We start from the raw sequence: 18,353 nt of genomic DNA, 5'->3' as shown, positions 1-18,353 counted from the left end.
GACGCCTTAGGCGATCCTCCTCCCCTTGTGGGAGGAGGTGGCGGCCGAACGGCCGACGGAGGTGGGGTCGCGCTCACCTCTCCGCGCGACACTGACTCCGAACAGCACCGATAGGCCGGGAGACCCCACCTCCGACCCGCTCCGCGGGCCACCTCCTCCTACAAGGGGAGGAGGACGTTGGAGGTGAGGATTCGAAAGCTGGATACGCGCCTAGAAGAGGACCCTGGGATTCATGATCCGCTTGGGGTCGAGCGCGCGGCGGATGGCGGCCATGGTTTCGATCTCGACGGGCGATTTGTAGCGGCGGGCTTCCTCAGTCTTCATCGATCCCAGGCCGTGTTCGGCGCTGATCGAGCCGCCCATCGAAGCCACGATGTCGTGGACGATGCGGCTGCCCTCGTCGCGGCGTGCGGCGTGCGGGGCGTCCGGCTGGCCGTCGCCGCGCAGGACATCATAGTGGATGTTGCCGTCGCCCATGTGACCGAAGGCGGCGATGCGGCAGTCGGGGACAAACGCGCGCATGGCGGCGTCGGCCTGCGCCAGGAAGTCGGCGACGCGGCTCACCGGCACGGCGACGTCGTGCTTCCAGGTGGCGCCCTCCGGCTTCTGGGCCGGCGACTGGTTCTCGCGGATCGCCCAGAGCGCCCTGGCCTGGGTGTCCGTCTGGGCCACCACCGCGTCGCGGATCTGCCCGGCCTCCAGCCCCGCGGCCAGGAAGCGCTCCATGGCCGCCTCCGCCGAGCCCGGCTCGCCGGAGGAGAACTCGGCCAGCACGTACCAGGGATGGACCTCGGCCAGCGGATCGCGCGTGCCGGCGATGTTCTTCAGCGCGAACTCGACGCCTAAGCGGCCCATCAGCTCAAAGGCCTCCACGGCGCCGCCGGTCTCGTCCTTGGCGCGGACCAGCAGGTTCAATGCGGCCTGCGGGCTCTCCACCCCGATCATCGCCACGGCGTGCGAGGCCATCACCGGGAACAGCTTCAGCGCCGCGGCGGTGACCACGCCCAGCGTGCCCTCCGCGCCGATCAGCAGCTGCTTCAGGTCATAGCCGGTGTTGTCCTTGCGCAGGTGCTTGAGCCCATTCCAGACCTCGCCGTTCGGCAGCACCGCCTCCAGGCCCAGCACCAGGTTTCGCGTCATGCCATAGCGCAGCACCTGGGTCCCACCGGCGTTGGTGGAGACAAAGCCGCCGACGGTGGCCGAGCCCTCCGACGCCAGGCCCAGCGGGAAGCGGCGGCGGAGGCCCGCTGCGGCCTCGTGGACGGCGCTCAGCGTCACCCCGGCCTCGGCCACCAGCACGTCGTCGAAGGCGTCGGCCTCGCGGATGGCGCGCATCCGCTCCGTGGACAGCAGCACCTCGCCCTGCGGGATCTGGCCGCCCACCAGGCCGGTGTTGCCGCCTTGGGTGGTAATCGGCGCGCCGCTTTCCGCGCAGATGCCGACGATGGCGGCCACGTCGGCCGTGGTCTTCGGCAGCGCCAGGAACGGCGTCTGGCCGCTCCAGCGGTCGCGCCATTCCAGCAGCTTCGGCGCCAGCCGCTCCGGGTCCTGGCTCCAGCCGCCCTCGCCCAGCACCGCCTTGAGGCGCGAAAGGACGTCGGCGGGCACGGGCGCGGTCATGGGGTGAGTGTAGCGCCGCGGGGCTAGCCGACAAACCCCGCCGCGCGGCGCAGGCGGTCGTTGATGGCTTCGCCCAGGCCCTCTTCCGGGATCGGGGCGACGGCGATGGCCCGCGCGCCGGAGCGGTCGGCGGCGCGCAGATAGGAAAAGAGGTTGGCGGCGGCCTCAGCGGGGTCGCCGGTGGGGCTGAGGTTCAAGGGCTCGGGGAAGCCCGGGCCGAAGCCCAGCCAGACCTCGCCCTCGCGCGGCTCGGTCGCGTTCAGCCGCAGCGGCAGCTCCGGCGCATAGTGGCGCGCCAGACGGCCGGGCGAGCGCCGGGCGTCGGCCTCGGCCTCTGCCAGCGGCCCGATCTCCGCCTCAAGCGCCGCGCGAGTGACGGCCCCGGGCCGCAGCAGGCGCGGGACGTCCAGCAGGGCGACCACCGTCGATTCCAGGCCGATGTCGCACGGGCCGCCGTCCAGTCCGGCGGCGGCGGCCGCGCCGGTCTCGCCCAGGGCGTCGGCGAACGTGGTGGGGCTGGGCCGGCCGGAACGGTTGGCCGAGGGCGCGACCACGGGCCCACCGAAAGCGCGCAACAGGGCCCGGGCCAGCGGATGGGCGGGGCTGCGGACGGCCACGGTGTCGAGGCCGGCTCGGGCCAAGTCGCAGACGGCGGCGGTGTCGAGGACCGGCAGCACGAGGGTCAGCGGCCCTGGCCAGAACCGCGCGGCGAGCCGCTCGGCGCGGTCGTCGAAGCGGGCGATGCGCCGCGCCGCCGCCACCTCGGCCACATGGGCGATCAGCGGATTGAAGCTCGGCCGGCCCTTCGCCCCATAGACCGCAGCCACGGCGCGCGCATTGGCGGCGTCGGCGGCCAGGCCATAGACCGTCTCGGTCGGCAGGATGACCAGGCCGCCGGCCCTGAGCGCGGCGGCGGCCTCGTCGATCTGGGACGGCGTCAGCTCCACGGCGCTCCGTTACACCGCCAAGCCCAAGCGGCCTACTTCTTCGGCTTGCGGAACTTGTAGATGAACTGGTCGGTGTGGCCGCGGATCGCCTTGTCGAACACCACCAGCTGGAGGGTGTCGGCCGGGTTGCGCAGCACCGCGCTCTCGCCCTCGAAGACGAAGCCGGCGTCGGTCACCTGCTTCTTGACGATGGCCGGGTCGATGCGGTGCAGGGTGTCGGTGTCGCGCATGCCGGAGCCGGCCTCGGCGGTGTGGTCGACCACCAGGAAAGTCCCGCCCGGCTTCAGGGCCTTGAACACCGCCCGGTTGAAGATCATCGGGTCGATCTTGCCCATGAACTTGTCCGGATAGTCGTGATAATTCTGGACCGTGAACACCAGGTCGACAGGCTCGGGCGTGGCGAAGGCCGCGCCGGGCTGCAGGATCACCGAGGTGTTCGGATAGCCCGATGTGGCCAGGGCCTGGTTCTTGATCGGGTCGGGCTGGGCTTCCTTGGCGTATTCGTCCGGCCAGATCATGTAGACGTGGCCCTTGGGCCCGACGATCTTCGAGAACACCCTGGTGAAGTAGCCGGAGCCCGGGATCAGGTCGACGACCTTGTCCCCCGGCTTCACCCCGGAGAAGGCCACCACCTCGGCGATGTGGCGGCGCGCGTCGGCGTCACGGTCGGCGGCGCGGCCCGGATCGGCGACGGCGGCGGTGACATAGGCGGGGATGGCGGGCGCGGCGGCGACGCCGGCGGCCAGGGCGGCGGCCGCGCAGGCGGCGAGTATGAGGGTCTTCATCGGCGTCCTCCAGAGGACAGTTCGGTTTGCGGCGAAGCTTCGGCCCATGAGCCGACCTGTCAATCGACGCAGCCTACCGCTTGTCGCTCACGGCGTTCACTTGGACGCGAACCGTGACCTTCGCCGGCACCTGATCGGTGGCGGTGAACTCGCCCTGGCCGACGCCGAAGACGGTGCGGTCGAGGCTGGTCTCGCCGCTCATCTGCGCCTTGTCGCCGACGATCTTCAGTTTGAACGGCAGGTCGAGGGGTTTGGTCGCCCCGCGCAGGCTGAGCGTCCCGCGGGCGACATAGGCCTCAGCGCCGGTCTTTTCGAACTTCGCAGCGGTGAAGACCGCCTTCGGATGGGTGGCCGCGTCGAACCAGTCGGAGGCCGGCAGCGAGGCGTCGCGCTGTTCGTCGCCGGTCTTGGCCGAGGTCATGTCGATGGTCACGGTGACCTTGGATTTGTCGAGCGCGTCGGGGCTGAACAGGATGTCGGCCTTCCAGCTGTTGAACCGGCCCTGTACGGCATCGCCGCTCCAGCTGGTCTGGAAGTCGAGGCTGGAGCCCGGCGCGACCTTCCAGGCCAGCGGGCCGCCCTTGGCAGCCGGAGCCGCGGCGGCCGCGGCGTTCTCGCCGGCTGGATCCGCCGCCGTCGCCTGAAGCACGGCCGGGCTCGGCGGCAGGAAGGGCTGGCCCGCCTGGGCGGCGACGGGCGGCGGGCCGGACGCTGGATGCGGCGGGTTCACCAACTTGCCGAAGGCCGCCGCGCCGACCACCGCGGCGAGCGCCAGGATCAGCCGCCAGTCCCACCAACGGCCGGAGACGGCGCCCGGCGCCATGCGGCTGAACACCGGGACGTTGCGCTCGAACAACTGGTGCTTCAGCGCGCCGGCCACATGCAGCACGATCAGGCCATAGGCGCCCCAGGCGAGCAGGCCATGGCCCTTCTCGCCGATCGTGTGCCAGGCCGCCTTGAAGTGCGGCGCCATGCCCGCGAAGCCCGGCAGGTTCGGCCAGGGGACCGCGCCGAAGAGCAGGGTCGGGATCGCCGTCTTGCTGGCCGAGACCATGATCCAGCCGGTCAGCGGCATGCCGATCATGATCGCGTAGAAGCCCCAGTGGACCGCGAGCGCCAGGGCGCGCTCCCAGGGCTTGACGCCCGCAGGCTCCGGCGGCGGCGGGTTCATCAGCCGCCAGGCGAGGCGGAACAGACTGAGGATCAGCACGGTGATGCCGATCGACTTGTGGAGTTGGGTCAGCGCGAAGCCGGTCGGGCTGTGGTCGCCCTCGAAGCGCCAAGCCAGGCTGATCTGCGCCACGATGGCGAGTGCGATCAGCCAGTGCAGCACGATGGCCACGGTGGCGTAGCGGCCGCGGCCGCTGAGGGGCAGCCGATGGACAGTGGCGGTCATCGTTGGGCCTTCCTCCGAAGCTTCGCCTAGGCGCTATTTCTTCTCGAACTCGACCTCGAAGGCCAGATCGACGTCGTCGCTGGCGAACTGAAGCATGTTGTTGACCCCGAAGTCCGAGCGTTTGATCCGGCCCGAACCGGAGAAGCCCAGCCGCGTGCCGAGCGGCGTGACGCCATGGCCGGCGCCGTCGAAGGTCACATCCAGCGTCACCGGCTTGGTCACGCCGTGGAAGGTCAGGTCGCCGGTCAGGGTCCCCTTGCCGTCCGCGCCGCCCTGGACGCTGGTGGAGACGAAGGTGATGGTCGGGTACTTGTCCGCCTCGAAGTAGCCGGCGATCTGCTTGTCGAAGGCGGAGTCGTGGGTGTCCACGGACTTGGCGTCGACGGTGATGGTGGCCTTGGTGGCCGACCAGTTCGCCGGGTCGTAGGTGAAACTCCCGTCCAGGCCGTCGAACCGCATCGTGTAGTGCGAGAAGCCCATGTGGACGATCTTCACCGTCAGGCTGGCGTGGCGCTTGTCGAGGACATAGGCGCCGGCGGGGACCTTGGCGGGGTCGGTGGTGGACGGGGCGGCCCACGCGGCGCTCCCCGGACCGGCGGACAAGACAAGACCGGCCACCAGGGCGGCCGCGACGCTTCGGATCATATTCTCAAGGCTCCGCTTGTCCCCTGCGCCCAGATGGTGGGCGCGGACCCTAGCGCAAAGGCCGCCGGTGCGGATTTACGGCGTATGGCGGCCGAAAGCCGGGCGGACTTGTCGGCTGTCCGTCCACGACCTATCGCTTACAGCGTCAGCGGGGGACGTCTGTGTGATCCGATCGGGTGTGAAGGCGGCGCTTGGAGCCGTGGGGGCGATGGCGCTCTGCGGCGCGGCGCTGGCGGCTGAGGCGCCGGTCCAGCAGACCCTCTATCGCCACGCCAGCCTGATCGACGGGACCGGCGGCCCGGTGCGGCCGGGCATGTCGGTGCTGGTGTCCGGCGAGCGGATCGCGGCGGTGGCGCCCGACGCCGGGCTCGCCGCGCCGCCGGGCGCAAGGATCGTCGACCTGGCCGGCAAGTACCTCACGCCCGGCCTGATCGACAGCCACGAGCACCTGGCCACTCCGCCCAACCGCCGCACGGCCGAGGCCAACATGCGCCGCGACCTCTATGGCGGGGTCACCGCCATCCGCGACATGGCCGACGACCTGCGCTCGGTGGGCGAGTTGGCCCGCGAATCCCGCGCCGGCGAGGTTCCGGCGCCGGACATCTTCTACGCCGCCGTGATGGCCGGCCCGTCCTTCTTCGTCGACCCGCGCACGCATGCGATCAGCCTGGGCGTGGAGCCGGGCCACTCGCCGTGGGCGCAGGCTATCGACGAGACCACCGACCTCAAGACCGCCGTCACCCTGGCCAAGGGGACCTCGGCGACGGCCATCAAGATCTACGCCAACCTGCCGGGCGACCTGGTGGCCAAGATCGCCGCCGAGGCGCACCGCCAGGGCATGGCCGTCTGGACCCACAGCGCCATCTTCCCCGCCACGCCGGCCGAGGTGCTGGACGCCCGGCCCGACGTGATCTCCCACACCTGCTACATGGCCTATCAGGTGGTCGGCGTGCCCGCGTCCTACCAGGCCCGGGTGCGGATCGATCCGAAGCCCTTCCCGAATGCTTCAGGCGGCGCCCCGAACCCGGTGATGGCCGGCCTGTTCGCGCGGATGCAGGCGCAAGGGACGCTCCTCGACCCGACGCTGAGGGTCTACGCCGAGGACGCCAAGCGGTTCGCCGCAAACCCCAAGGGCAAGCCGCCGATGTGCGACCTGGACCTGGCCGCCGCCCTCACCCGCCAGGCCTTCCAGGCCGGGGTGCCGCTGTCGACCGGCACCGACGGCATCGCGCCCGCCAGCGATCCGTGGCCCACGGTTTATGAGGAGATCGCGCTGCTGGTCGACAAGGCCGGGTTGACGCCGGCCCAGGCGATCCACGCCGCCACCGAAGTCGGCGCGAAGGCCGCCGCCCAGGACAAGGACATGGGGACCATCGCGCCGGGCAAGCTCGCCAACCTGATCGTGCTGGCGCGCGACCCCACCGCCGACATCGCCAATCTGAAAAGCCTGGAGCTCACCGTGAAGCGCGGCCGCGCCTACCCGCGCGCCAACTTCAAGCCGCCCACGGCCGCCGACCTGAAGGACGCCCCATGAGCCTGAACCGCCGTGCAGCCCTCGCCCTGGGCGCCGCCGCCGTCGCCTCGCCCGCGCTGGGCGCCCCGTCCGATCCGATCGCGGGCTGGACGGTGATCAACGCGCTCGGCGGCCTCAATGACCCAAACCACCCAGGCGCCGCCTCGGTGACGCCCCGCATGCTGGCCGACGCCCACGCCTCAGGCGAGACGGCGGTGAACATCACCCTGGGCTACGTCTTCGGCCCGGGCGATCCCTATCAGCTGACCCTGAAGGAGATCGCCGAGAACGACGCCGACATCCGCGCCCATTCGGCGGACCTGCTGAAGGTCTTGAGCGTCGCCGACTTCGCCCGCGCCAAGGCGGAGAAGAAGATCGGCTTGATCTACGGCTTCCAGAACTGCGCCATGATGGGCCAGGACGCAGGCCGCGTGGACGGCTTCGCCAAGGCGGGCGTGCGGGTCTTCCAGCTCACCTACAACGACGCCAACCAGCTGGGCGACGGCTCCATGGCGCCGCAGGGCCGCGGCCTGACGCCCTTCGGCCGCGAGGTGGTCGAGCGGATCAACGCCAACCGTTGCATGGTCGACCTGTCGCACTCCGGCCGGCAGATCTGCCTCGACGCCGCGCGCGCCTCGAAGCAGCCGATCTCGATCAACCACACCGGTTGCCGCGCGGTCACCGACCTGCCCCGCAACAAGACCGACGAGGAGCTGCGGCTGGTGGCCGAGAAGGGCGGCTTCGTCGGCATCTACTTCATGCCGTTCCTGAACCTCTCCGGCCACGCCACGGCCGCCGACGTGGTGGCCCACATCGAGCACGCCCTGCAGGTCTGCGGCGAGGACCACGTGGGCATCGGCACCGACGGCGGGACGACCCAGATCGACGACCTCGAGGCCTACAAGGCCGCGCTCGCCAAGGAGCACGAGGATCGGGTCAAGGCCGGCATCTCCGCGCCCGGCGAGCGGGCCGACACCCACCCCTTTGTCGACGACCTGCGCGGCCCCGACCAGTTCCGCAAACTGGCCGGATTGCTGGCCGCCCGGGGCCACAAGACCGCGCGGATCGAGAAGATCCTCGGCGGTAACTTCGTCCGCTACGCCCACGACATCTGGGACGCTTAGGCTTAAACACCACCGCCGAACCTACCGGAGAGCCCCGCCATGACCTTCCGCGCGCCGGTCCGCGACCTGGCCTTCGCCCTTTCGACCGTGGGGCACGACGCCCTGATCGCGCGGGCCTATCCGGACCTCGACGCCGACACCGTCGCCGCGGTGCTGGAGGCGGCTGGCGGCTTCACCGCCGACGTGCTGGCGCCGCTGAACCGCAAGGGCGACCTTGAGGGCGCGCGCTACGAGAACGGCAAGGTCACCGCCGCGCCGGGCTTCGCCGAGGCCTACCGGCAATTCGTCGAAGGCGGCTGGAACTCGCTCTCCGCCGACCCGGCGCACGGCGGCCAGGGCCTGTCGAAGGCCATGGAGCTGGCGGTGTTCGAGATGGTGCACGCCTCGAACATGGCCTTCGGGCTCTGCCCCATGCTGACCCAGGGCGCCATCGAGGCCCTGGACCTGCACGGCACGGAACGCCAGAAGCGGCTGGTGCTGCCCAAGCTGGTCAGCGGCGAATGGACCGGCGCCATGTGCCTGACCGAGCCGCAGGCCGGCTCCGACCTGGCCGCGCTGACCTCCATCGCCCGGCCGGACGGAAACGGCGGCTACCGGCTGTCGGGCCAGAAGATCTTCATCACCTGGGGAGACCACGATGCCGCCGAGAACATCTGCCACCTGGTCATCGCCCGCACGCCCGACGCCCCGCCCGGCGTCAAGGGCATCAGCCTGTTCCTGGCCTCGAAGTTCGAGGTGAAGGATGACGGCGGGCTCGGCGGGCGCAACGGCTTCCGGCCGGCCTCCATCGAGCACAAGCTGGGCATCCACGGCTCGCCCACCTGCGTCATGCTCTACGAGGACGCTGAGGCTGAGCTGGTGGGCGAGCTGGGCCAGGGCCTGCCGCACATGTTCGTGATGATGAACGCCGCGCGCCTGCAGGTGGGCGTGCAGGGCGTGGCCATCGCCGAGCGGGCCTTCCAGCAGGCGCTGGCCTTCGCCCAGGAGCGCAAGCAGGGCCGCACGGTCTGGGAAGCCGAAGGGACCATCTACGGCCATCCGGATGTTCGGCGCATGCTGATGCTGATGAAGGCGCGGATCGAGGCGGCGCGGGCCATCTGCCTGACCACCGGCGTCCTGGCCGATCTCGCCCGCCTGGCCGACAGCGAGGAGGAGCGCGCCGCGGCCAAGGCGCGCCAGGAGCTGCTGACGCCCATCGCCAAGGCCTGGTCCACCGACACCGGCGTCGAGGTCGCCTCGCTGGGCGTGCAGGTGCACGGCGGCATGGGCTTCATCGAGGAGACCGGCGCGGCGCAGCACTACCGCGACGCCCGCATCGCGCCGATCTACGAGGGCACCAACGGCATCCAGGCCATCGACCTGGTCGGCCGAAAGGTCGGCATGGAGGACGGCGGCGTCATGCGCGCCCTGTGCGCCGAACTGGCGCTGACCGCCGAAGAGCTGACCGAGGTTCCCGATCTGGCGTCCGTAGGCCGCCGGCTGGCCGCCGGCGTCGCGGCGCTGGAGCAGGCCACGGACTGGCTGCTCGCCCACCGTGGGCCGGACAGCCTGGCCGCCGCCACGCCCTATCTGCGGCTGGCCGGCGACGTGATCGGCGGCGCCATGCTGGGCCGCCAGGCGCTGGCCGCCGCCGCCGATCCAGGCTTCGCGAGCGACCCCTGGCTCAAGAGCAAGGCGGCGCTGGCGCGGGTGTTCGCCGGCCAGGTGCTGGCCCAGGCGCCGGGCGTGGCCGAAGGCCTGATGGACGGCGGGGCCGACCTGGAAGCCACGCCCGCCGCGGCCCTGGCCTCCTAGGCCGCCTCCGCAAATCTACGTACCGGATTCTTCGAACGTTCATTTTTTTGCGGCCAAGGTGCCCCGTCGCGGGGTGAAGGCGCATGAAACCGAAGGTCTGGGAATTCGCCCGCGAGCGCGCGGCGCGCGCCACCGGCGAGATCGGCATGAGCGCCTATCACCTGACGCTCACCAGCCTGGTCCAGCCGCTGGCGTTCCACTTCGCCTTCAACGCCATTGTCGCCCTCAGCATGGTGATGCTCGGCCATCCGATCGCCGCCGCCGCGACCCTCGCCATCTATTGCGCAGTCGACGTGGCGAACCAGTTCATGGTGCGCCGCTGGATAGAGACCGCGGCCGACACCCCTGATGACGATGGCTTCCGACGCCTGGCGCCGTTGTGCGCGGCGCGGATGACCGGCTATGTGCTGCCGACCCTGCTGGTCGCGCTGAACGGCCATCGCGGCGAGAGCACGCTGTTCCTGCTGCAGGCGGCCACCCTGGTCGCGGTCGCGATCTCGGCCAGCTTGATGGGGCGGCGGATTTTCTGGGCCTTCTTGCTGCCCATCGTCGGGGCGCTGGGCGTGCTGATCGCCTTCACCCTGACCCCCTGGGTCGCGGCCGCCGCCTTCCTGGCCCTGGCCAGCCTGACAGCGCTGACCGGCCTGATGATGGAGGGCATCACCCGCACGGTTCAGGTGCTGCACGGCGCTTTCAACGACAATGTCGCGATGATCCCCGAACTGAAGGCCGCCCGCGACCAGGCGGTGGCCGAACGCGCCGCCGCCGACGCCGCGCGGGAGGAGGCCCGCCAGGCCGGCCGCGCCAAGGCCAACTTCCTGGCCACCATGAGCCATGAGATCCGCACCCCGATGAACGGAGTGCTCGGCATGGCCCAGCTGCTGCAGCGCGACGAGACCGACGCCGCCCAGAAGGCGCGACTGGATGTGCTGATCGATTCCGGCGAGTACCTGCTGTCGATCCTCAACGACATCCTCGACGTCTCCAAGATCGACGCCGGGCGGCTCGACATCCTACCGGCGGCGGAGGACCTCTCGCAGTTCCTCGAGCGGCTGGTGGGCTTCTGGGGCCCGCGCGCCGACGAGAAGGGGGTCGCCCTGGTGCTGGAGGTGGCGCCGAACGCCCCGGCCTTCGCCCTGTTCGACGCGCTTCGCCTGCGCCAGGTGCTGTTCAACCTGGTGGGCAATGCGCTGAAGTTCACCGACAAAGGCTCGGTGACCGTCGCCGCCGACGCCTCGCCCAACGGCGAGGGCGCGGTGCTGCTGCACCTGGCGGTGCGCGACACCGGTATCGGCATCGCCGCCGACAACCTGCCTCAGCTCTTCACCCGCTTCACCCAGGCCGACGAATCCGAGATGCGCAAGTTCGGCGGCACGGGCCTCGGCCTGGCCATCGCCAAGCAGCTTGTGGAGCTGATGGGCGGCCGGATCTGGGCGGAGAGCACCCTGGGCCAGGGTTCGGTCTTCCACATCAAGCTGCCGCTGGCCCTGGCCAATGGCCCGGCCCTGACCGTGGCGCGGAACGACGCGGGCCCGGCCGAGGCGCCTTGCGCCCTGCAGGTGCTGGCGGTGGACGACAACGCCGTGAACCTCCTGGTGCTCGACCAGCTGCTCTCCAGCTTCGGCCACGAGGTTGCCAAGGCCTCCAGCGGGGCCGAGGCCCTGGAGGCGCTGGCCGAACGTCCCTTCGATCTGATCCTGCTGGACATCCAGATGCCCGGCATGACCGGTGTCGAGGTGCTGCAACGGCTGCACGCCGCGGAGGGCCCCAACCGCGACGCGCCTGTCGTCGCACTCACCGCCGATGTGACCTCAGGCGGGCGGCAGCGCTACCTCGAGCTGGGCTTCACCGAGCATTGCCCCAAGCCGATCCAGATCCAGGAGCTGGTCGACGCCATCGGCCGCGCCATGTCGGCGCCAAGCGCCAGACGCCAGGCGGCGGCCTAAGCCGCCTGCAGGTTCGCCAGGTCGTGCAGCGCCGGGTCGAGGCCCGCGCCCATCAGGTCGATGAAGTTGTCGCGGTAGAACTTCTTCCGCACCGACTCCGAGACGCCGTCCAGGCTCTCGTTGAAGCGCTTCAGCGGATTACGGCCGCCCTCGATGTGCGGGAAGTCGGAGGAGAACAGGAGCATGTCCTCGCCAGAGTTCTCGATGATCCAGCGGGTGTTCTCGTGCGGATAGGGCGTGGCGCGGAACTGGCGGCGCAGGATCTCGCTGGGCTTGCCTGAAAGCCTCTGCAGCCGCTCCTCGCGGCCGAAGGCGGCGACGCCGGAATCCAGGAACTGCATCAGGCTGGGCAGCCACGAGGCGCCGAGCTCGATCGCGCCCCACTTCAGGTTCGGGAAACGGTCGAACACCCCGTCGATCACCAGGGCCGAGAGCGTCTGCCAGATGGAGAGCGGGATCGCCATGAAGGTCAGCGAGGTGAAGTTCTCGTCGCCGCCGTGGAAGTCCTTCACGAAGGGCAGGCCGTTTTCGATGTAGTCGTGGGCCATCTTCTCCTCGCCGCCCACATGGAAGAGCACGGGGACCCGCGCCTCCTGGGCGAAGGCCCATAGCGGGTCCAGCTCCACATGGCTGGGGGAGAAGCCGGGCGGGTGGCGCGAGGGGATCACCAGGGCCTTGCAGCCCATCTCGATGGCCTCGCGGGCGATCTGCGGCGCGCGGGCCCGGTCGATCAGCGGCACATAGCCGGTGGCCAGCAGCCGGCGGTCCACGGCGCAGAACTCGGCCATCATCCGGTTGTGGGCGCGGGCGGCCTCCACGGCCAGCTCGACCTCGCCCATCTGCTCCAGGCCGAAGTTGGAGAGGCAGGCGGTGGTGAAGACCAGCTGGCTGGCGAAGCCCAGGTAGTCCAGGGTCTTGGGCCGGTCGGCGGCCTTGAAGGCGCCCAGGGCTTCGTAGTTCTTGCGGAGCAGGATGTTGGCCTCGGCGCCGGCCAAGAACTCCGGGTTCTCCATCTGGGCGGCGGCCTTGGCGAACCACTCGGGCAGCACGTCCTTGCGCCCGGTCTTCTCCACGAAGGCCTCGCGGACCCTGGGGTCGAGGTAGCGGTTGATCGTCCCCGGCAGCTCCATCACATGGCTGTCGGCGTCGTGCGCCGTAGTCAGTCCCGATTGCGAGACGTAGGTCTGCCGGGTCGCCGGGTCGGTCATGGCTGGTTTCCTCTGGCGCGGCGCGTCTGGGGCGCGTCCTTGAGCGGCCTCCAGGGAACAGCGCGGCGGGACCGCCGTCAATCGGCAGCCGCGGAGCGGCCAAGGGGATCAGCCCTGCGAGGCCTTGCTGAAGACGAACAGCGGGTACTGGCCATAGCGCGCCAGGAAGGGGTCGAAGAGCTGTTCGGCCAGGACAACCAGGCTGGCCATCAGCCGGCCGGCGGCGTTGTCGCGCATGAAGGCGGCGTTGAACTTCAGGTCCGTGGCGCTCCAGACCTTGAGCTTGGCGGGGTATTTCGCGGCCAGGGTGCGAAACCAGTCCTTGCCCTGGGGGCTGTAGTAGAGGTCGGGCTTCTCCGGCTCGCGCCGTTCCTCGTGCCGGCCCGTCAGGCGATGGATGATGCGCATGATCGGCGAGGCGCCCCAGGTGTAGACCACCACCAGCTTGCCCTTCGGCTTCAGCACCCGGACCAGCTCGTCGATCGCCGTCGACTGCAGGTCGCGCGGGACGTGGTAGATGGTGTGGAGCGAGATGGCGTCGTCTATCACTCCCTCGGCTAGGGGCAGGCAGGTCACGTCGCCCAGCACATAGACGCCACGGTCGCCCAGCTTCAGTTGCGCCTCGCGCAGCGCCCGGATCGAGAAGTCGACGCAGACCCGTCGGGCGTAGTTGTTCGAGAACCGCATGTAGCTGTCGCCCGGGATGGCGCCTGAGGCGGCGTCCAGCAGGTAGTCGCCGCGGCCGAGCTGGGCGGCGATGCGGTCGTCGCAGCGGTAGGCGTAGCGTTTGGCGACCTGGTCCTCGACGGTGAAGACCTCGGTGTCCTTGTACGCGCCGTCCGCGTTGGTCACCCAGCCGAACTCGTCATAGAACGACTGGACGATCCGCTTGTCGCTCTCCAGTTCTCCCAGGGTCGCCTTCTCCGGTGTGACGACCGCCAGGCTGGGCAGCAGCGCATAGATGCCGCCGTCGACCCGGTAGATGTAGCTGCGGTCGGGCGTGCCAAGGGCTCCGTCCAGACCGCCCTTCAGCGGGCTGCCGTCAGCATGCAGGCGCGCGCCCTCGGCGATCTCGGCCTTGAGGCCCGCGACCTCGGCCTCGGTGAGCGCGTTCAGCGGCTCGCGCGTGACCGGGCAGGCGAAGATCGGGGGATGATCCATGGTCGCTCTCTCTATCGCGCGGACACGGAGCGCGGCGACGGATACTGGACGCGGCCCGACACAGTCGTGTGGCGCCCGGCGTATCCTGGAAACGGGCGCCGCGGAGGGTTTGGCCGTCGGCGCGCGTCATGCGAAGTCTTCGCCCGATGGCTGCCCCTTATTCGCCCTCCGATCTCGCGGCGCGTCAAGCTGAGCTCTTCACCTCGCCCTCGCATCTGGCGGCGCGGATGATGATCGGCTGGACGATCGCGCTGGACGGCGTGGGCGGACGGATCGTCGAGACCGAGGCCTATCACTACAGCGACCCCGCCTCGCACAGCTTCTCGGGGCCGACGCCGCGCAACGCGGTGATGTTCGGCCCGCCAGGCGTGATCTACGTCTACCGCTCCTACGGCATCCACTGGTGCATGAACCTGGTCTGCGGCGATGAGCCCGGCAGCGCGGTGCTGCTGCGCGCCCTGGAGCCCACGGAGGGCCTGGACCTGATGATCGCCCGGCGCGGGCTGGAGGCGCCGCGGCTGCTGTGCTCCGGCCCCGGGCGGCTCTGCCAGGCCCTGGGCGTGACCCGCGCGCAGAACGGGATGAAGGCGTTCGAGCCGCCCTTCGCGCTCACGCCCGGCCCAGCGGGGAAGATCGCGGTCGGCCCGCGCATCGGCATCACCAAGGCCGTGGACGTCCCCTGGCGCTTCGGCGAGGCGGGCTCGCGGTTCCTCTCCAAGCCCTTTCCGAAGGCCTGAGCGCGTGGGTCAATGGCGGTTGTTGGCCGCCGCCAGGATGCGGGCGTTGGAGGCGGCCAGGGTGGCGTCGGGGATCTTCGGAAGCTGGCTCACATCGATGATCGGCGGCTTGGCGTAGGCGCCGAGCGGGACGGTCGGCAGACCCGGATTGACCCGCGCGGCGGCGATGTTGGCGAGCGCCGCATTCGTCTGCCCCTGAGTTTCCAACCGCGTCGTCCGCGCGTCGAGGCCGATCGCGCGTTGGCGGGCGGCCTCGGCCTGCCCGTCGAGGACGGGATCGCGGTTCAGGGTCAGGCCGTAGTAGGGCTGGCCAAGGATAGGCTGGGCCGCCGCCGGCGACGCCGCGGCGAGGATCAGGATCAAGACGGCGGCGCGCATGGCGGCTCCTGGCTTAAAGGCCCCTCGCGGCGAAGGGCCCCATCACCAGCCTAATGCGCGGCGTCCTCCTTGCGCTCCACATGGAAGCGGGCCAGTTCGGCCTTGGGCGCGGCCCAGTCGGGGCTGAGCTCGAGGGCCTTCTGGTAGTCGAAATAGGCCGACTTGGCGTCGTCGAGGCCTTCGTAGGCCAGGGCGCGGTTGAAATAGGCCTTGGCCGGCTCCTCGACGCCCAGCGCCAAGCCCTTGTTCAGGTCCGCCAGGCTCTCGGCGTACTTGTGCTGGCCGACGGCGACCGCGCCGCGGTTCACATAGGCCTCGCCCATGTCGGGCTTCGCATGCACGGCGGCGTTGAAGTCGGCGTTGGCGCCGCTCCAGTCGGCGCGGCGCAGGCGGAGCACCCCGCGGTTGACGAAGGTGCCCGCGCGGTCGCGGCTGTTCAGCATCTCCTTGTCGAGGGCGTCGGTGCAGAAGTCCTCCAGCCGCCGATCGGACTTGCCGGAGAGCGCGGCCTTGGAGCAGGTCTCCGCCAGGCCGCCGCCGATCACCGTCACCGAACCCGCGTGGGCCTGCGCCGCCATCGCTGCGGCGGCCACAGCCGTCGCCGCCAAGATCGTCCGCTTCATCTGGATCGCTCCCTATGCGTTCCCCGCCGTCGCGGATTCGAGCCGCATATCGGCGTTCGAAGCGAAGCGTCCTCCCGCAACCGGCGGCTGTCAACGCGAAGCTGACGTCGCGTCAGGCAGGCGCTCGGCGGATTTGCGTCAAGCGGTCGCCCCAGCGCGACGAAAGCGCAGCACCGCCCGATGCGGCGGGTCAACCGGCGAAGCTGGCCGGCGACCCGCCTCGGTCCGCCGCCGTTATTTGCCGTCGACCGAGTAGGCCAAGAGCACATTGACCCCGTTTGAGCCGACGCGGGCCGCGCCATTGTTGCCGCTGGTGATGAACATCATGCCGCCGGCGATGGTCGGGCCCATGCCGTCGATGCCGCCGCCGGGCTGGCCCTTGACGCCGTTGACGGTGTCGTAGGTCCGCGAGGTGGTGGAGTCCTCCCAGGCGATCTTGCCGGTCTTGGCGTCGTAGGCGCGGATCCAGCCGTCCAGGCCGCCTTCGAAGACCAGGCCCGGGATCACCGCCGGCGCGGCCGGCTGGGCCTTGGCGCAGCGGCTGGGCTTGCCCTTGTCGGCGGCGTAGACGCAAGGCGCGTCCGGCGCCGGCGCCGACCAGACGATGTTCCCGGTCGCCGGATCCAGGCCGTAGATCCCCGGCTTGCCCTTGGCCTTGGTCGCCGGGTTGAACAGGTAGGTCAGGTCCGAGATCGGCACGAAGAGCAGCTTGCTGTCCGCGCCCATGCCCCATTCCACGCCGCCCAGGGCCGAGCCCGCGCCGACGATGGTCTTCCACAGCAGGGCGCCGGTGTCAGGGTTGAGCCCGTAGACGATGCCGGACTTCTGGCCGGCCATCAGCACCTGCTTGCCGCTCGGCAGCGTCATCAGCACTGGCGCGGCCCCAAAGTCGTAGTCCGGGCCTAGCGGGGTCGGGCAGTTGCCGGACTGCGAGGTCGGGCCGCAGCCCATCACGAAGTTGTCGTGCTCGCTCACCTGCCGGCGCCACTTGAACTTGCCGGTCTTCAGGTCGAGCGCGACGATGGCGTCGTCGCCGTCGGTGTCGATGTCGGTGTAGCTGTCGCCGGTCACCGCATAGACTAGGCCACGCTTCATATCGACGAGCGGCGCGGCCCAGACCGCGGCGCCGGCCGGGCCCTGCACCTTGCCGCCGGAGTCCTTGTCGCGGACCGTCTTCATGGGCCCGTCGATCATCGAGGTCTTCCAGAGCAGCTTGCCGGTCTTGAGGTCCAGCGCCGCCACCGAGCCGCGGAAGGTGCAGCAGGAGTAGGCCTTGCTCATGGCCGCCGCCTCCTCGATCGAGGAGATCGGCACGATCAGCCGGTCGCCGGCGATCATCGGCGTGCCGGTCAGCACGGAGACCGGGTGATCCTCGATCTTCGCGCTGCGCCACAGCTCCTTGCCGGTCTGGGCGTCGAAGGCGCGGACGAGCCGGTCGCTCTCGCTGATGAAGGTCGCCCAGCCGGAGGGCGCCAGAGTTGACTTCACGATCATCGGCGTGGTGCGCGAGACGAGGTCGTTCACCACCCAGTGGACACAGCCCGTCTTGGTGTCGAGGGCGTAGAACTTGCCGGAGCGGTTGGTGACCCACATCCAGTCGCCGACCACCGCCGGCTGGCCGCCGCCGGCCATGGAGAAGGCCCATTTCACCTTCAGCCGCGGCACGTCGGCCGCCGTCAGGCCGGGGGCCTTCTGGAAGCGGTCGTTGTTCGGATGCACGCCCATCTCGGCCCAGTCGCTGGGACCGGGCTTGATCGGGTTGTTGGTCGTGCACATCGGGTCTGTGCCGGCCACGGCGCCCTTGAGCTCGACCTGCGGCATCTCGGTCCCGGTGGGCCGGCCCTGCCGGCCGCCCTGCGCCGAGGCCTGATCGCCCGTCGAGGTCAGATAGGCCGCCACCGCCTGCTTGTCGGCGTCGCTGAGGCCCTGGGCCATCGGCTGCATGATGCCGCTGGTGAGCGCGGTGACGATGTCGGCCGGCGCGCGCTGGCCGAGGTCGGCCTTGCTGGGGGCCCGCGCCGCGCCACCCTCGTGGCAGGCCTTGCAGCGGCTCTCATAGATGGCCTGGCCATTGGAGGCGCCCTGCGCATGGGCGGCGAACGAAAGGGCTGAGGCGGCGGCGAAGGCCGCCCCGAAAAGCCAGGACCGAATGGACGACACCTTGAACTCCCCCGAGTGCTTATTCTTCCCTGTGACAGGGTCCTATTTTCCCGATTCAACGGTGAAGCCACCCTGCACCGAATGGGCGCGGCGGTCACCTGTCGTCGTCGGGAGACGCTGGCCCAGCCGCCGAAGACGGCCGGGCCCCGCGCCGGGCCTTATTCGCCGCCGCCGGTGGTTCCGGACGCGGCCTTTTCCTTCTCCTGCCGACGCGCGCCGGCCAGGATGGCCGGCAGGGCGTAGTTGCCCTCGTGGCAGGCGTATTCGTAGACGATGCCCTGCAGCGGCGCGAAGTCGTACTCGCCGCCCCAGGGCG

General features: G+C 70.3%; 15 protein-coding genes. 5 read left to right on the top strand and 10 right to left on the bottom strand.

Annotated features, from left to right (window positions below; all coding sequences use genetic code 11):
• Nucleotides 1–210 precede the first annotated feature (210 nt).
• From E8A49_RS00805 to E8A49_RS00785, 5 genes are all read right to left on the bottom strand, one after another.
• Nucleotides 211–1,620, bottom strand: coding sequence for an FAD-binding oxidoreductase (locus E8A49_RS00805; protein WP_293375346.1), 1,410 nt, complete (start codon nt 1,618–1,620; stop codon nt 211–213).
• A gap of 23 nt (nt 1,621–1,643) precedes the next feature.
• Nucleotides 1,644–2,567, bottom strand: a complete 924-nt coding sequence (locus E8A49_RS00800; protein ID WP_293375344.1) for an L-threonylcarbamoyladenylate synthase — start codon at nt 2,565–2,567, stop codon at nt 1,644–1,646.
• Between the two features lie 32 nt (nt 2,568–2,599).
• Nucleotides 2,600–3,352, bottom strand: coding sequence for a methyltransferase (locus tag E8A49_RS00795; protein ID WP_293375342.1), 753 nt, complete (start codon nt 3,350–3,352; stop codon nt 2,600–2,602).
• A gap of 73 nt (nt 3,353–3,425) precedes the next feature.
• Nucleotides 3,426–4,748 carry a YceI family protein gene (locus tag E8A49_RS00790; RefSeq protein ID WP_293375340.1) on the bottom strand — a complete coding sequence of 441 codons (1,323 nt, stop codon included), beginning with the start codon at nt 4,746–4,748 and terminating at the stop codon, nt 3,426–3,428.
• 33 nt (nt 4,749–4,781) lie between these two features.
• Entirely contained in the window at nt 4,782–5,393 is a 612-nt protein-coding gene (locus tag E8A49_RS00785; protein ID WP_293375338.1) for a YceI family protein, read from the bottom strand.
• A 163-nt stretch (nt 5,394–5,556) separates the two neighbouring features.
• On the opposite strand from E8A49_RS00785, the gene E8A49_RS00780 reads away from it, so the two are divergent.
• The 4 genes from E8A49_RS00780 (at nt 5,557) to E8A49_RS00765 (ending at nt 11,770) form a co-directional block, all read left to right on the top strand.
• Entirely contained in the window at nt 5,557–6,927 is a 1,371-nt protein-coding gene (locus tag E8A49_RS00780; RefSeq protein ID WP_293375336.1) for an amidohydrolase family protein, read from the top strand.
• Nucleotides 6,924–8,030, top strand: coding sequence for a membrane dipeptidase (locus E8A49_RS00775; RefSeq protein ID WP_293375334.1), 1,107 nt, complete (start codon nt 6,924–6,926; stop codon nt 8,028–8,030). Before E8A49_RS00780 ends, E8A49_RS00775 begins: the two co-directional genes overlap by 4 nt.
• Before the next feature lie 39 nt (nt 8,031–8,069).
• On the top strand, nt 8,070–9,824 hold the full coding sequence (locus tag E8A49_RS00770) for an acyl-CoA dehydrogenase (RefSeq protein WP_293375332.1): 1,755 nt from the start codon (nt 8,070–8,072) through the stop codon (nt 9,822–9,824).
• Nucleotides 9,825–9,907: 83 nt separating this feature from the next.
• A complete protein-coding gene (locus E8A49_RS00765) occupies nt 9,908–11,770 on the top strand; it encodes an ATP-binding protein (protein WP_293375330.1) in 1,863 nt (620 codons plus the stop codon).
• Here E8A49_RS00765 and E8A49_RS00760 read toward each other — a convergent pair.
• On the bottom strand, nt 11,767–12,978 hold the full coding sequence (locus E8A49_RS00760) for an amidohydrolase family protein (RefSeq protein ID WP_293375328.1): 1,212 nt from the start codon (nt 12,976–12,978) through the stop codon (nt 11,767–11,769). The genes E8A49_RS00765 and E8A49_RS00760 overlap by 4 nt on opposite strands.
• A 108-nt stretch (nt 12,979–13,086) precedes the next feature.
• Nucleotides 13,087–14,139 (bottom strand): class I SAM-dependent methyltransferase, encoded by a 1,053-nt coding sequence (locus E8A49_RS00755; protein WP_293375326.1) that lies wholly within the window; start codon nt 14,137–14,139, stop codon nt 13,087–13,089.
• Between the two features lie 146 nt (nt 14,140–14,285).
• Between E8A49_RS00755 and E8A49_RS00750 the strand changes: the two genes are divergently transcribed.
• Nucleotides 14,286–14,876 (top strand): DNA-3-methyladenine glycosylase, encoded by a 591-nt coding sequence (locus E8A49_RS00750; RefSeq protein ID WP_293375324.1) that lies wholly within the window; start codon nt 14,286–14,288, stop codon nt 14,874–14,876.
• A gap of 9 nt (nt 14,877–14,885) precedes the next feature.
• On the opposite strand, the gene E8A49_RS00745 is transcribed toward E8A49_RS00750, so the two are convergent.
• The 3 genes from E8A49_RS00745 to E8A49_RS00735 all read right to left on the bottom strand — a co-directional run bounded on the left by E8A49_RS00745 (nt 14,886) and on the right by E8A49_RS00735 (nt 18,037).
• The gene (locus tag E8A49_RS00745; RefSeq protein ID WP_293375322.1) at nt 14,886–15,254 is read right to left on the bottom strand and encodes a hypothetical protein; all 369 of its coding nucleotides are present in this window, start codon (nt 15,252–15,254) and stop codon (nt 14,886–14,888) included.
• A gap of 50 nt (nt 15,255–15,304) precedes the next feature.
• Nucleotides 15,305–15,877 (bottom strand): tetratricopeptide repeat protein, encoded by a 573-nt coding sequence (locus E8A49_RS00740; RefSeq protein WP_293375320.1) that lies wholly within the window; start codon nt 15,875–15,877, stop codon nt 15,305–15,307.
• Nucleotides 15,878–16,111: 234 nt separating this feature from the next.
• Nucleotides 16,112–18,037, bottom strand: a complete 1,926-nt coding sequence (locus E8A49_RS00735; protein WP_293375318.1) for a PQQ-binding-like beta-propeller repeat protein — start codon at nt 18,035–18,037, stop codon at nt 16,112–16,114.
• Between the last annotated feature and the right edge of the window lie 316 nt (nt 18,038–18,353).

It is taken from the genome of Phenylobacterium sp. (genome assembly GCF_004799515.1).
In the GTDB taxonomy this organism is placed as follows: Bacteria; Pseudomonadota; Alphaproteobacteria; order Caulobacterales; family Caulobacteraceae; genus Phenylobacterium.
The sequence above is the reverse complement of the archived record's forward strand: the minus strand, read 5'-3'. Positions and strand labels throughout refer to the sequence as shown.

Bases quoted from the DNA above. Each gene is read 5' to 3' on its own strand.
- E8A49_RS00795 (WP_293375342.1), bottom strand. From the start codon at position 3,352: ATGAAGACCCTCATACTCGCCGCCTGCGCGGCCGCCGCCCTGGCCGCC.
- E8A49_RS00765 (WP_293375330.1), top strand. From the start codon at position 9,908: ATGAAACCGAAGGTCTGGGAATTCGCCCGCGAGCGCGCGGCGCGCGCC.
- E8A49_RS00770 (WP_293375332.1), top strand. From the start codon at position 8,070: ATGACCTTCCGCGCGCCGGTCCGCGACCTGGCCTTCGCCCTTTCGACC.
- E8A49_RS00790 (WP_293375340.1), bottom strand. From the start codon at position 4,748: ATGACCGCCACTGTCCATCGGCTGCCCCTCAGCGGCCGCGGCCGCTAC.
- E8A49_RS00760 (WP_293375328.1), bottom strand. From the start codon at position 12,978: ATGACCGACCCGGCGACCCGGCAGACCTACGTCTCGCAATCGGGACTG.
- E8A49_RS00755 (WP_293375326.1), bottom strand. From the start codon at position 14,139: ATGGATCATCCCCCGATCTTCGCCTGCCCGGTCACGCGCGAGCCGCTG.
- E8A49_RS00745 (WP_293375322.1), bottom strand. From the start codon at position 15,254: ATGCGCGCCGCCGTCTTGATCCTGATCCTCGCCGCGGCGTCGCCGGCG.
- E8A49_RS00750 (WP_293375324.1), top strand. From the start codon at position 14,286: ATGGCTGCCCCTTATTCGCCCTCCGATCTCGCGGCGCGTCAAGCTGAG.
- E8A49_RS00740 (WP_293375320.1), bottom strand. From the start codon at position 15,877: ATGAAGCGGACGATCTTGGCGGCGACGGCTGTGGCCGCCGCAGCGATG.
- E8A49_RS00805 (WP_293375346.1), bottom strand. From the start codon at position 1,620: ATGACCGCGCCCGTGCCCGCCGACGTCCTTTCGCGCCTCAAGGCGGTG.
- E8A49_RS00775 (WP_293375334.1), top strand. From the start codon at position 6,924: ATGAGCCTGAACCGCCGTGCAGCCCTCGCCCTGGGCGCCGCCGCCGTC.
- E8A49_RS00785 (WP_293375338.1), bottom strand. From the start codon at position 5,393: ATGATCCGAAGCGTCGCGGCCGCCCTGGTGGCCGGTCTTGTCTTGTCC.